10 protein-coding genes are annotated in these 12,816 nt (G+C 69.9%); 6 read left to right on the forward strand and 4 right to left on the reverse strand.

Going from position 1 to position 12,816, the window contains the following annotated elements:
- Positions 1–353 precede the first annotated feature (353 nt).
- Entirely contained in the window at positions 354–1,277 is a 924-nt protein-coding gene (locus QNJ12_RS21960) for a universal stress protein (RefSeq protein ID WP_300625982.1), read from the forward strand.
- A 10-nt stretch (positions 1,278–1,287) separates the two neighbouring features.
- On the opposite strand, the gene QNJ12_RS21965 is transcribed toward QNJ12_RS21960, so the two are convergent.
- Complete coding sequence (locus QNJ12_RS21965; protein WP_300625984.1) at positions 1,288–2,157, reverse strand: carbohydrate kinase family protein; 870 nt, start codon at positions 2,155–2,157, stop codon at positions 1,288–1,290.
- A gap of 151 nt (positions 2,158–2,308) precedes the next feature.
- Between QNJ12_RS21965 and purN the strand changes: the two genes are divergently transcribed.
- Together purN and guaB are read left to right on the forward strand one after the other, a co-directional pair.
- Positions 2,309–2,923 carry a phosphoribosylglycinamide formyltransferase gene (purN, locus tag QNJ12_RS21970; RefSeq protein ID WP_300625986.1) on the forward strand — a complete coding sequence of 205 codons (615 nt, stop codon included), beginning with the start codon at positions 2,309–2,311 and terminating at the stop codon, positions 2,921–2,923.
- The gene (guaB, locus tag QNJ12_RS21975) at positions 2,920–4,440 is read left to right on the forward strand and encodes an IMP dehydrogenase (RefSeq protein WP_300625988.1); all 1,521 of its coding nucleotides are present in this window, start codon (positions 2,920–2,922) and stop codon (positions 4,438–4,440) included. The genes purN and guaB overlap by 4 nt, the downstream gene beginning before the upstream one ends.
- 229 nt (positions 4,441–4,669) lie before the next feature.
- Here guaB and QNJ12_RS21980 read toward each other — a convergent pair whose 3' ends face one another.
- From QNJ12_RS21980 to QNJ12_RS21990, 3 genes are all read right to left on the reverse strand, one after another.
- Positions 4,670–5,044: a hypothetical protein gene (locus QNJ12_RS21980; protein WP_300625990.1), complete on the reverse strand. Its 375-nt coding sequence runs from the start codon at positions 5,042–5,044 to the stop codon at positions 4,670–4,672.
- A 176-nt stretch (positions 5,045–5,220) separates the two neighbouring features.
- On the reverse strand, positions 5,221–6,720 hold the full coding sequence (locus tag QNJ12_RS21985) for a VWA domain-containing protein (RefSeq protein ID WP_300625991.1): 1,500 nt from the start codon (positions 6,718–6,720) through the stop codon (positions 5,221–5,223).
- A gap of 54 nt (positions 6,721–6,774) precedes the next feature.
- Positions 6,775–7,665 (reverse strand): MoxR family ATPase, encoded by an 891-nt coding sequence (locus QNJ12_RS21990; RefSeq protein ID WP_300625993.1) that lies wholly within the window; start codon positions 7,663–7,665, stop codon positions 6,775–6,777.
- Positions 7,666–7,819: 154 nt separating this feature from the next.
- Between QNJ12_RS21990 and QNJ12_RS21995 the strand changes: the two genes are divergently transcribed.
- The 3 genes from QNJ12_RS21995 to QNJ12_RS22005 form a co-directional block, all read left to right on the forward strand.
- Complete coding sequence (locus QNJ12_RS21995; protein WP_300625994.1) at positions 7,820–9,184, forward strand: AAA family ATPase; 1,365 nt, start codon at positions 7,820–7,822, stop codon at positions 9,182–9,184.
- A gap of 337 nt (positions 9,185–9,521) precedes the next feature.
- Positions 9,522–10,724 (forward strand): acyl-CoA dehydrogenase family protein, encoded by a 1,203-nt coding sequence (locus tag QNJ12_RS22000; RefSeq protein ID WP_300625996.1) that lies wholly within the window; start codon positions 9,522–9,524, stop codon positions 10,722–10,724.
- Positions 10,725–10,817: 93 nt separating this feature from the next.
- Positions 10,818–12,816 (forward strand): fibronectin type III domain-containing protein (locus QNJ12_RS22005; protein ID WP_300625997.1); only part of this gene is annotated, 1,999 nt, incomplete at its 3' end.

Consider the following 12,816-nt stretch of genomic DNA (forward strand, 5'->3'; position numbering starts at 1 on the left):
CGGTCTCGCCGGAGACGTTGACGGGCGTGCTGCTGATCGCCGTAGGCATCGGCGCCACCACGGTCATCGTCGCGACGGTCCGCCGTCGTTCCCAGGTCGCTGGCTTGCTGTTCGGGGTCTACGTGGCGACGATGGCGGCGCTCGTGGTGCTGGCCAGCTGAGACGAGCGACCGACGGCGACATCCTGCGACCCGGTGCCGTTCATCGCGGGCGCCCATGACCATCGGCCCTACCTCGCCGGCGCAGGGTGTTGCGAGGATCAGATTGGGCCCGACGTTGGTCGGCGGGCCTTCCGGGCCGGTTCGGGGCCGGTGCCGGCAAGCCCGCGAACCCATGGGAGCCAAGGAGCGACGATGTCATTCGAGCACGCACTCTTCGTGACCTTCTCCCATCCGCACACCCCGCAGGCGCTGCGTCAGGTCGTGGAGCTGATCCGGCGGCACGACGGCCGGACGACTGCGATGGCCGTGATCGCGCCGGCGCCGGCGCTCCAGCGCCTCCTGACGCCGCACGGGACGACCGAGCAGGTCGAGACCATGCTCCGCGAGGAGCTGCTCAGCGACCTGCACGACTGGACGAAGCGGGCGACCAAGGAGAGCGAACCCGCCGACGTCGAGATCCTCGTCGAGACCGGCCACGTCGTCGCCACGGTCCTCGACCGGGTCGTCGACGAGGACCACGACCTCCTCGCGGTGACCAGCCACCCGGAGGATCCAGCCGCGCGGGCGATCATCAAGCGGCTGCAGCGCAAGAGCCCGTGCCCCGTGTGGGCGATCCGCCCGGACCGCGCCCGCAACCGCCGCATCCTGGCGGCGCTCGACACCGATGACGAGCACCACGGACTCGACCACCGCATCCTGAGCGCCTCCTCGTGGCTCGCCCGTCCCGAGGACGAGCTGCACATCGTGACGGCGTGGGAGCTGATGGGCGAGGCGACGCTGCGCTCCAGCCCCTTCATCGGAGCCAACCAGCACTCCGTCGACGAGCTGCACGAGCGCTGCGAGGCCGAGCACCGGCAGGTGCTCGAGAACCTGGTCGCCGAACACTCGATGCCCACCGACGACATCGAGCTCCACGTGCGCAACAGCTCGGCGCCCGAAGCGATCGTCGACCTCGTCGAGCGCCACAAGATCAACCAACTCGTCATCGGCACGATCGGGCGGAGCGGGCTCCCGGGCCTCCTGATCGGCAACACCGCCGAGGAGTTGCTGACCGAGGTGACCTGCTCGATCCTCGTGGTCAAGCCGCCGGGCTTCGTCACCCCGTACGGTCGGTGACCGAACGGTCCTACCCCTCGTCGATCGGTCTCGTCGCGCGACGCCTGAGCAACGCCGCCGCCGCCCGGTGACCCGCGCGGCACGCGCCGGCCGGATCGGCTCGCCACCCGGCCGCCGTGAGGAAGCCTGCTGCGAACGCGTCGCCGGCACCCGTCGTGTCGCCCACCCCGCCGAGGTCGACTGCAGCGACGTCGATCGGTTCCGCGCCCGCGGCGCGGACGGTCGCCGGATCGGCGCCGCGCTTGACGACGGCCATCCCAACGTCGGTCAGCTCGGTGTCCGCATGCAGCTCGAGCGCGGCAGCCTCGTCGGCGTTGGCGAAGACGACGTCGGGGCGGAGCCCGGCGATCAGCGAGCGGGCGCCCGGCACGCCGATCTCGTCGATCAGCGCGACCGACGACACGTCCAGCGACACGGCGACCTCGCGCTCGTGCGCCCATGCGATCATGGTCTGCGCCGTCACGGCCAGCGGCCCCCTTACCAGCGAGTACATCGGGACGTGCAGGACGTCGGCGCCCGCTATCCATGCGGGATCGGGCCGATCGAGCTGGACGCACGCCCGCCGGTCGGTGAGCATCGACCGTTCGCCTGCGGCGTCGACGAGGACCACGATCGTGCCCGTCGAGCCGTCGAACCGAACCGCTGCGGTGTCGACGCCGTGCGACGCCAGTTCGCCGACGAGCACCCGGCCGACCACGTCGTCGCCCACCTGGCCGACGAAGCGGGCCCGCGCACCCGATCGGGCCGCGATCTCGGCGACGTTGGCGGCGCTCCCACCACGGCGGCGGCTGATGCGGGCCGCGGTGTCGCTGGCCAGACGGACCGGGCCATCGAGACGGACGACCACGTCCTCCACCAGGTCACCCAGCGTCACGAGCACGCACCGACACTAGGCAGGCGTCGTCGATCGAGACGGGCGAGGGGGCACCACGGTCGGGCGCGGGCCAGATGGCGCATCCCTTCGCTCGACGCGGACTGACTTTTCGTTCATGCTGCGCGGAGCGTCAACAGCGCGCGCCTACCGTCGTCGCATGGAGACCCAGACCCGGATCGTCGTGATGGTCTCGGGTGGCGGCTCGAACCTGCAGGCGATCCTCGACGCAGCCGCCGACGGTCGCCTCCCCGCCGAAGTCGTCGCCGTGGTCTCCGACCGGTCGGACGCCTACGCCCTCCAGCGGGCAGCGGTCGCAGGGGTGCCATCGGTGCACGTCGGACCGCACGCCGGTGAGGCTCGCGCCGACTACGACGCCCGACTCGCCGACATCGTCGCCGGCTTCGCGCCCGACCTCGTGGTGCTGGCCGGCTGGATGCGGATCCTGACGACGGCGTTCCTCGGCTGGTTTCCCGACGGTGTCATCAACCTGCACCCGGCCCGCCCCGGCGAGCTCCCCGGCACCCACGCCATCGAGCGGGCCTGGGAGCAGGCCCGGGCCGGCGAGCGCACCTCGACCGGCGTCATGGTCCACCTCGTCCCCGACGAAGGCGTCGACGACGGGCCGGTCCTCGCCACCGAAGACGTGCCGATCCTCCCCGACGACGACCTCGACGCACTCGCAGCACGGATGCGTGCCGTCGAGCACCGGCTGCTCGTCGACACCATCCGACGACTCTGCCAGCAGCGCAGCAAGAAGGAATCCCCCGTATGAGCCACCACAACGACGAACTCTTCGACCGATACGACGCACTGACCTTCGACGACGTCGTGATCGTGCCCGGCTACTCCGAGACGCTCCCCGATGCCGTCGACACCGGCGCCGTGTTCGCCGGCGACATCGAGCTGTCCGTACCGCTCGTGTCGGCCGCCATGGACAAGGTCACCGAGGGCCGCATGGCCATCGCCATGGCCCGCTACGGCGGCATCGGCGTCATCCACCGCAACATGCCGATCGAGGCCCAAGCGTCCGAGGTCCAGAAGGTCAAGCGCAGCCAGAGCGGCATGATCTCCGACCCGGTCACGCTGCCGAAGACGGCCAAGCTGTTCGAGGCCGAAGAGCTGATGCACCGGTTCAAGTTCTCCGGCGTGCCGATCACCAACGGCGACGGCGAGCTGGTCGGCATCCTCACCAACCGCGACATCCGCTTCTGCGAGGGCGCCGACTTCGAGCGCCCGATCAGCGAGTTCATGACCAGCGAGAACCTCGTCACCGGCCATGTCGGCACCTCGCTCGACGAGGCCAAGGTGCTCTTGCAGCAGCACCGCATCGAGAAGCTGCCGCTGGTCGACGAGCACGGCAAGCTCGCCGGCCTCATCACCGTCAAGGACATCCAGAAGCGCCTCGACTACCCCAATGCCTCGCGTGACGGCAAGGGCAGGCTTCGGTGCGCTGCGGCGTGCGGCGTCGGCGACGACGTCGAGAACAGGGTCGAGGCGCTGGTCGCGATGGGCGTCGACGCCGTCGCCATCGACACCGCGCACGGGCACTCGGCCGGCGTCATCAAGACCATCGAACGGATCAAGGGGTCGTGGCCCGATCTGCCCGTGACCGCCGGCAACGTCGTCACCGAAGAAGGTGTCGAGGCGCTCGCACGTGCAGGTGCCGACGCGGTCAAGATCGGGGTCGGGGCGGGCTCGATCTGCACGACGCGCATCATCTCGGGCGCCGGCATGCCGCAGCTCTCGGCGATCTACCTGACGGCGAAGAAGGCGCGGCAGATCGGCGTGCCGGTCATCGGCGACGGCGGCATCACCTATTCGGGCGACATCGTCAAGGCCATCGCCGCCGGCGCGACGACGGTGATGCTCGGCTCGCTGCTGGCAGGCACGGAGGAGAGCCCCGGTGAGACCGAGCTGTTCGAGGGTCGCCGATTCAAGAGCTACCGGGGCATGGGCTCGCTCGGAGCCATGCAGGGCCTCGGCGCCGACCGATATGCGACCGCGCAGTCCGACGGCGAGGGCGGCCACCAGTCGGACGTCGCGGCGACGAGCCGCAAGCTCGTCCCCGAAGGGATCGAGGGCCGGGTGCCCTACGCCGGGCCGCTGGGCGACACGATCTATCAGCTCGTCGGCGGTCTCCGTTCGGGCATGGGCTATGCCGGTGCCGCCGACCTCGAGGCGCTTCGCACATCTGCCCGCTTCATGAAGGTCTCGACGGCAGGCCGCGAGGAGAGCCACCCGCACGACGTGACGATCACCAAGGAAGCACCGAACTACCAGCGCGGCTAGTTCTGATCGGGCTTCGCCGTCTCCGCTGCGCTTCGACGCTCGCACACCTCTCCTGTGCGACGTGATCGACCGGCGAGATGACCCTCTCGCGACGGGTTCGACACGCCGGATCGGCGAACCCTCCCGAGCTCGCCGTCTCCGCTGCGCTTCGACGCTCGCACACCTCCCCTGTGCGACGAGATCGACCGGCGAGATGAGCAACCGCGACTGGCTCGCCGGTGCCGCCTGGTCAGCGGGGTGCGACCGTGGCGATGAAGCGATCCGGCTCCTCGAGGCTCACCCACAGCTCCTTCAGCTTGATGGGGATGCCCATCATCCGGCTGCGGGCGGCAGGCTCGATCGTCAGCTTCACGATGCCATCACGTGACCCGTTGACCAGCCATCGGGAACGCCAGCCGTGCACACCCCAGCCGAAGAGGCGGCGATCGCCGTGGGCGACCGCAGCAATGTCAGGCCTCGGGATCGATGCCCGGAATGCCCATCCCATCACGACGCGGACTTCGTCGGGTGTGACCTCGACCCTGCTGAAGCGCCTGCCCATGGCGAGCACAGCCATCAACGGCCTGCACCACGCGTCGTAGCGGATCCCGAACTGCTGGCCCATCACACGGCCACGCTACGCAGCTACGAGATGTGCCGGGGGCTCAGCGGATTGGTGCGACTTGCGCGGCGAGCGGGTCTCTCGTCGCCTTGCTTCGCAGGCGACTCCGTGCACCCCAACGATCGGGTCGCCCGCCTATCGGCTGGGCTCCTTGGCACATCTCGTCACTGACTTGCGACTCAGGCGAGCTTCTCGACGAAGGTCTCGAGTTGTCGCAGGTTGCGGCACTCGAACACGCCATCGGTGTGGCTGCCGTAGTCGCCGACGATCGAGTCGCCGGTGTTCCAGTACGACCGCGGTTCGGGGTTGAGCCAGTACACGTGGCGCGCCTTGTGCTGCATCTCCTTGACGACCCACGACTGGCTGGCGTGGTAATTGTTGCGCGCATCGCCGAGCAGCAGCACGGTGGTCTTGGGCCCGACGTCCTTGCCGTACCGCTCCCAGAAGACCTCGAACGCGTGCCCGTAGTCGGAGTGCCCGTCCACCCATACGACGTCGGCCTCGGTGTTGACCCGGTGGATGGCCTCTTGGATGTCCTCGGTCGACTTGAAGTACTCGGTGACCTCGTCGATGCCGTCGATGAAGACGAACGAGCGGACCTTCGAGAACTGCCCCTGGATGGCGTACACGAGCATCAGCGTGAAGCGGGCGAACGCGGCCACCGAACCGGAGATGTCGGCAACCACCATCAGCTCGGGCTTGGCCGGCCGCGGGTACTTGAACTTCGGCTCGGCGGGCACACCGCCGTAGCTCAGCGAGTGGCGCACGGTGTTGCGGAAGTCGAGCGGGCCCTTGCGGCCGTGCTTGCGCTTGCGTGCGAGGCGGGCAGCGAGCTTGCGGGTCAGCGGGTGCAGTGCTTTCTTGAGCGACTGCATCTCCTCCCGGGAGGCGTGCATGAACTCGACGTCCTCGGGCAGCGGCTTGCGCAGCGTCTTCGCCATCGCCTCGACCCCGCGGTCGGCCACGAGCCGCCGCCGGATCTCGGCCTCGATCTCCTGCTTGAACTCCTCGATGCGGTGCTCGAACTCGTCGCGCTCGAGCCGTTCCTCGAGGTTGGTCAGCTGGCCGCCGTCGGCGTCGTTGGCCGTCTGCTCCATCAGCTGATCGAGCATGCCGTCGAGGTCGAGGTTCCGGAGCGTGCGGTACAGGTAGTACGTGCCGCCGACCGGGCGGCCGGGCTCCATCCCGGCGAACCGCTGGACCGACTGCTTGGCGAGCGCCCGCATCATCGCCTGGTCGCCGTTGAGCAGCGCCTGCATCAACATCTGGGCGATCTCTTCGGGCGTGAGGGCGTCCATCGAACCGGCACCGCCGCGACCGTCGCCCTGCTGCTGGGAGTCCTGCATCTCGCGCCACAGCTCGTCGAGATCGGTCTCCTCGCCGTCGGCCAGCCTGTACTCCGGGCCGCGCAGCGAGAAGTACACCTCGAAGACCGTCTCGAACGCCCGCCAGTGCGAGTTATTCTTGATCAGCGTCGCGCCGAGCGCATACTTGAACGCCTCCCGGTCCTCGATCGGGATGTGCTGCACCGCCTCCATCGCGTCGAGGTTCTCGGTCAGGCTGACCGGGAGCCCGGCGTTGCGCAGCTCGATCACGAACCCGTTGAGCAGATCGAGCATCCCCCCTGAACCGGCCGTCGAAGCGCCTGTCGGCGCCGACGTGCCGAGCCCCGTGGTCACCGCCGACTCCGTGAGGACGACCGTGCTCGGGGCGCGGACCGAAGGGCTCGGCGCTCACTCATCGACGGCGAGCTCCTTGGCGGCCTTCGCGATGTCGGTCTGGTACTTGAGGAGGATGTGGAGCGTCTCCTTCGCCGTCTCCTCGTCGATGGTGTCGATGTTGAGGAGCAGCAGCGTGCGGGCCCAGTCGAGGGTCTCGGACACGCTCGGCGACTTCTTGAGGTCGAGCTGGCGGATCGAGCGGACGATGCGGGCGACCTGGTCCGCGAGGTGCTCGCTGACGCCGGGCACCTTGGTCAGCACGATCTCCTTCTCGCGCTCCATCGTCGGATAGTCGACATGGAGGTAGAGGCAGCGACGCTTGAGCGCCTCGGACAGCTCACGGGTGTTGTTCGAGGTGAGGAACACCAGCGGGATCTGCGTGGCCTCGATGGTGCCGAGCTCGGGAATCGAGACCTGGTAGTCGCTGAGGATCTCGAGCAGCAGCGCCTCGGTCTCGACCTCGACCCGGTCGACCTCGTCGATCAGCAGCACGACCGGGTCCTCGGCGCTGATCGCCTCGAGCAGCGGCCGGGTGAGGAGGAACTCGTCGGAGAAGATGTCGTCGTGCACCTCGGACCACGTGTCGGAGTGGCGGTCGGCCTGGATGCGCAACAGCTGCTTCTTGTAGTTCCACTCGTAGAGCGCCTTGCTCTCGTCGAGGCCCTCGTAGCACTGGAGCCGGATCAACCGAGCGCCGTTCATCTCGGCGACCGATTTCGCGAGCTGCGTCTTGCCGGTGCCGGCCGGACCCTCGACGAGCACCGGCTTGCCGAGACGGTCGGCGAGGAACGCAACGCCGGCGATGCCCTCGTCGGCGAGGTAGCTCACGTCGCGGAGGCCCTCCCGGACCTGCTCGACGCTCTCGAAGCGGTTCCCCGACGTGACGTCTGGTTGGGCTGCCATCCACCGCACGCTATCCCCCGCCTTGACCGCCTGGTCAATCGGATACACGACGGTCGCCCAGCTTGATTCGCGTGAGGTTGTTGCGCACTATGTGCGCACAATCCTCACGCATTGCAGCTCCGGGTGCGGCGCCGCCGCGGGTACCGTCTCAGCGATGGCCGGACCACTCGCCACGTACGTCGATGCGTTCGTCGACGGCGCGAACCGTGAGCTGCGCGCCCTGTCGGGGGACGACCACCGTCACGAGTGCGCTGTCGAGGCGGGCGATCTCGTGTCGGCGATCCTCGCCAGCGACGGACGACTGACCACCAGCGAGCTCGAGGCCTGGCTGACCGACATCGGCCCCCGGCTCGACCCGCCGGTGAGCATCACACCGCAGCGGCTGCGTGACTCCGACCTCATCACGGCCAAGGCGAGCTGGGCGTCCCGGCCGAGCACGATGTACGACCTCCTGGTGCGCGCCGACGCCCGCGACGGCGGCCGCCGCTCGCACACGTACTACGAGCACGCGCTCAAGCTCGCCCACGCTGCAGCTGCGCTCGATCTGATGCCGTCGCCGGACGAGATCGCAGCGATCGACGACTACCGCACGATGCTCCTGACCACGATGAACGCGTTCGGCGTGCCCGGCCCCGGCCAGGCCGGACGTTCGGTCGGCGCAGGCCGCCGACCCGCCACCACGACGCCCGAGCCCGAACCCGAGCTCCCGCCGGAGCGGCCCGTCGACGAGCTGCTGGCCGAGCTCGATGCGCTCATCGGGCTCGATCACGTCAAGGCCGAGGTGCGACGGCTCACCAGCCTGCTCCGCGTGCAACGGTTGCGCGCGGAGCACGACCTGCCGGTGATCGAGACCAGCCGCCACCTCGTCTTCGTCGGGAATCCCGGCACCGGCAAGACCACTGTCGCCCGCCTGCTGAGCCAGATCTACCGCAGCCTCGACGTGGTCTCGAAGGGGCACCTCGTCGAGACCGACCGATCGGGCCTCGTTGCCGGCTACGTCGGCCAGACGGCCACCAAGACCCGAGCCGTGCTCGATGCAGCGCTCGGCGGCACCGTGCTGATCGACGAGGCGTACGCGTTGGCGCGCGGCGGCGAGAACGACTTCGGGCTCGAAGCGATCGACACGCTGGTGAAGTTCATGGAGGATCATCGCGACGACCTGGCGGTCGTCGTCGCCGGCTACCCGGCCGAGATGCAGGAGCTGATCGAGACCAACCCCGGCCTCGACAGCCGGTTCGCCCGGACGCTCGAGTTCCCGGACTACACCAGCGACGAGCTGGTCGCGATCTTCGAACTGATCTCGGCCGGCAAGGAGTACCACCTCGACGACGACGCCCGGGCGCGGCTCCGCGAGGTGATCGAGGCCGAGCCACGGGGACGCGGCTTCGGCAACGCCCGGTTCACCCGGAACGTGTTCGAGCACGCCGTGGCGCTCCATGCGCTGCGACTCGCCGAGGTCGAGCGGCCGACGCCCGAACAGCTCACGACGCTGGTCGCCGCCGACCTCGAACCGATCTGATCCATGATCGGGCTCCGGCGGAACGGCCGAGTCGGATCCGACGGCCCCTCCCGAGCTCGCCGTCTCCGCACAGCTTCGACGCTCGCCCACCCCGCCACCCGACGCAACACACCCAACGGGCTCCGCGAGACCGACCAGGCCGAACCGACCAAGTCCCGAGCTCGCCGTCTCCGCACAGCTTCGACGCTCGCCCACCCAACCACCCGACGCAACACACCCAACGGGCTCCGCCGGACCGACCAGGCCGGATCCGGCCGCATGCGGCCTCGGGACGATCGCCCCTGTTGCCGCCGGCCACGACCCCGTACCGTTGCCCGAAACCGGAGGAGGGGTGCGCATGGATTTCCAGGTGTCCGATGAGATGACCTCGATGCTCGCGATGGTCAACGAGTTCATGGATCGCGAGGTCATCCCGCTCGAGAACGAGATGCTGTTCGGCGACCCGGACACCCTCGCCAAGGGCGTTGCCGCTGCGCAGGAGAAGGTCAGGCAGATGGGGCTGTGGGCGCCGAACCACCCCGTCGAGTTCGGAGGGCTCGGACTCTCGATGGTCGATCACGGCCTGTTCGCGGAAGCCGTCGGCCGCAGCCCGCTCGGCATGACCGTGTTCGGGACCCAGGCGCCCGACGCCGGCAACATCGAGATCCTCCACCAGTTCGGCACCGACGAGCAGAGGGAGCGCTGGCTGCGCCCGCTGGTCGAGGGCGAGATCAGGAGCTGCTTCTCGATGACCGAGCCCGAGACGGCGGGGTCGAACCCGACCCTCCTCGCGACCACGGCGGTCGTCGACGGCAACGACTACGTGATCAACGGGCAGAAGTGGTTCACGTCGTCGGCCGACGGGGCCGCCTTCGCGATCGTGATGGCGGTGACCGACCCCGAGGCACCGCCGCACCAGCGGGCGAGCATGATCATCGTGCCGACCGACACCCCCGGCTTCCACCTCGTGCGCAACGTCAGCGTGATGGGCCATGCCGGATCGGGCCACGCCAGCCATGCCGAAGTGATCTACCAGTCGTGCCGTGTGCCACGCACCAACCTCCTCGGTCCCGAGGGCAGCGGGTTCCTGATCGCCCAGGAACGTCTCGGCCCCGGCCGCATCCACCACTGCATGCGCTGGCTCGGCATCGCCGGCCGGGCGTTCGACATGATGTGCGAGCGCGCCAACCAGCGCGTGATCGACGGCGACGGGGCGACACTCGCTGACCGGCAGGTGATCCAGCACTGGGCCGCCGAGCTCGACGCCGAGATCCGCGGCGCCCGGCTGCAGGTGCTGCACGCCGCCTGGATGATCGACCAGCACGGCGCCAAGGTGGCCCGCGACGAGATCTCGGCGATCAAGTTCGAGGTCGCCAACACGATGCTGCGGGCGGTCGACACCGCGATCCAGGTCCACGGCGCCCTGGGCGTCACCGACGACACCGTGCTCTCGTACTGGTATCGCCACGAGCGGGCCGCACGCATCTACGACGGCGCCGACGAGGTGCACAAGACGAGCCTCGGTCGCCGGATCCTCCGCCGGTACGCGCCCGGTTCCTGAAGAACGCGTCGGCAAGCGAACTGAACAGCCTGCAGCTGCGACGTCGCTGCGGTCCGCTACCGTCTCGGCCTGACCACGGACGGGAGGGAGGCGATGGATCACCGGGCACGAATCGTCGCGGCAGCGGCGATCGCCCTCGGCGCGCTCGCACCCTCGGCCACGACCGTCGATGCCGACGTCGGTGGCGCGTCTCCCGGTACCCCGCGAGGTGCCGCGTCGGTCCTGGCCGCCGGCGCCCGACACACGTGCGTCATCGATGGTGGCGACGTCGTCTGCTGGGGCGATGACGGCAGCGGCCAAGTCGGCAACGGCGCCATAACCGGCGACGTCGCCGCACCACCCACACCGATCGACCTCCCCACCGGCCGCACCGCCACCAGCATCGTCGGCGGCGCCGACCACACCTGCGCGATCCTCGACACCGGCGACATCACGTGCTGGGGCAGCGACGGCTCGGGCCAGCTCGGCAACGGCGCAGCGACCGGCGACGTGACCGCACCACCGACACCGATCGACCTCCCTGCAGGCCGCACCGCCACGGCCATCACGGCCGGCACCGACCACACCTGCGCGATCCTCGACAACCGCGAGGTCACGTGCTGGGGCAACGACGGCTCCGGCCAAGTCGGCAACGGCACCACCACCGGCGACGTCGCCGCACCACCCGCACCGATCGACCTCCCCACCGGCCGCACCGCCACCGCCATCACGGCCGGCACCAACCACACCTGCGCGATCCTCGACACCGGCGACATCACCTGCTGGGGCAGCGACATCGAGGGGCAGGTCGGCAACGGCTCGGTAGGCGGCGACGTCACCGCGCCCCCGGACGCGGTCGACCTCCCGGCGGGTCGAACCGCCGCGGCCGTCGCCGGCGGCAACGAACACACCTGTGCGGTGCTGGACGACGGCAACGTCACCTGCTGGGGCAACGACTCGCTGGGCCAGCTCGGCAACGGCCCTCCGACCGGCACGATCCTGGCGCCGCCACCGGCGATCACCCTGCCGCCCGGACGGCTCGCGATCGCGATCACAGCCGGCGAGAACCACACTTGCGCGCTGCTCGACAACAGCCACATCACGTGTTGGGGGTGGGACGGCAGCGGTCAGCTGGGCAACGGCGCCACCACCGGGGCCGTGACCGAGCCGCCCGACACCGTGTTCCTGCCGGCCGGCCGCACCGCGGTCGCCGTCGTCGCCGGCAGCGCGCACACCTGTGCCCTGCTCGACAACGACGAGGTCACGTGCTGGGGGTCGGACAGCCACGGCCAGCTCGGCAACGGCGCGACGGGCGCCGTCGACTCGCCACCCGCGCCGGTCGCCGGTCCGTCCGGGCCGCTGACCGCGCCGCCCGTGGCGGCCGCACCCAACCCTCCCGGCGCCCCATCGCCGGTCGCCGGCGCGGAGTCGGCGGACGTCTCGTGGACGGCGCCGACTGACGCCGGTGGCTCTGCGATCACCGGCTACCGCATCGAGGGGTCGGTCGACGGTGGCGCCACGTGGGCGACACTGATCGCCGACACCGGCTCGGCCGCTGCGTCGGCGACCGTCGGGGGCCTGACCGCGCAGGTGGCGATTCGGTTCCGGGTGGTCGCGCTCAACGCCGCTGGCGCTTCCCCACCGTCTTCGCCCTCGACCGAGGTCACCCCGGTCACGACCCCGGATCCGCCGACGAGCGTGGAGGCGGTCGCCGCCGACGCGTCCGCCGAACTGTCGTGGACGGCACCCGGCGACGACGGCGGCGCCCCTCTCGCCGGCTATCGCATCCAGTCGTCGGTCGACGGTGGCGCGAGCTGGTCGACGGTCGTCGCCGACACCGGGTCGACGGCGACGGCGCGGCTGGTGACCGGACTCGTCAACGGCCAGGCCGTCCGCTTCCGGATCGCAGCGATCAACGCTGCGGGCCGCGGTGACGACTCGCTGCCGTCGGCGGCTGTCACACCCGTGCTGCCGCCGGGATGGAACACGATCGAGCCCGCCCGGCTGCTCGAAACCCGGGTCGGACCAACCGAAACCACCATCGACGGACAGTTCCAAGGCACCGGACCCGTCCCCGCCGGCACCCACATCGAAGTCCAGATCGCCGGCCGCG

It is taken from the genome of Ilumatobacter sp. (assembly GCF_030065885.1).
Taxonomy (GTDB): Bacteria; Actinomycetota; Acidimicrobiia; order Acidimicrobiales; family Ilumatobacteraceae; genus Ilumatobacter.

What these genes read in the sequence shown, in the direction of transcription:
- QNJ12_RS21960 (WP_300625982.1), top strand. Translation starts at nt 354, where the DNA reads ATGTCATTCGAGCACGCACTCTTCGTGACCTTCTCCCATCCGCACACC.
- purN (WP_300625986.1), top strand. Translation starts at nt 2,309, where the DNA reads ATGGAGACCCAGACCCGGATCGTCGTGATGGTCTCGGGTGGCGGCTCG.
- guaB (WP_300625988.1), top strand. Translation starts at nt 2,920, where the DNA reads ATGAGCCACCACAACGACGAACTCTTCGACCGATACGACGCACTGACC.
- QNJ12_RS21980 (WP_300625990.1), bottom strand. Translation starts at nt 5,044, where the DNA reads ATGGGCCAGCAGTTCGGGATCCGCTACGACGCGTGGTGCAGGCCGTTG.
- QNJ12_RS21990 (WP_300625993.1), bottom strand. Translation starts at nt 7,665, where the DNA reads ATGGCAGCCCAACCAGACGTCACGTCGGGGAACCGCTTCGAGAGCGTC.
- QNJ12_RS21995 (WP_300625994.1), top strand. Translation starts at nt 7,820, where the DNA reads ATGGCCGGACCACTCGCCACGTACGTCGATGCGTTCGTCGACGGCGCG.
- QNJ12_RS22000 (WP_300625996.1), top strand. Translation starts at nt 9,522, where the DNA reads ATGGATTTCCAGGTGTCCGATGAGATGACCTCGATGCTCGCGATGGTC.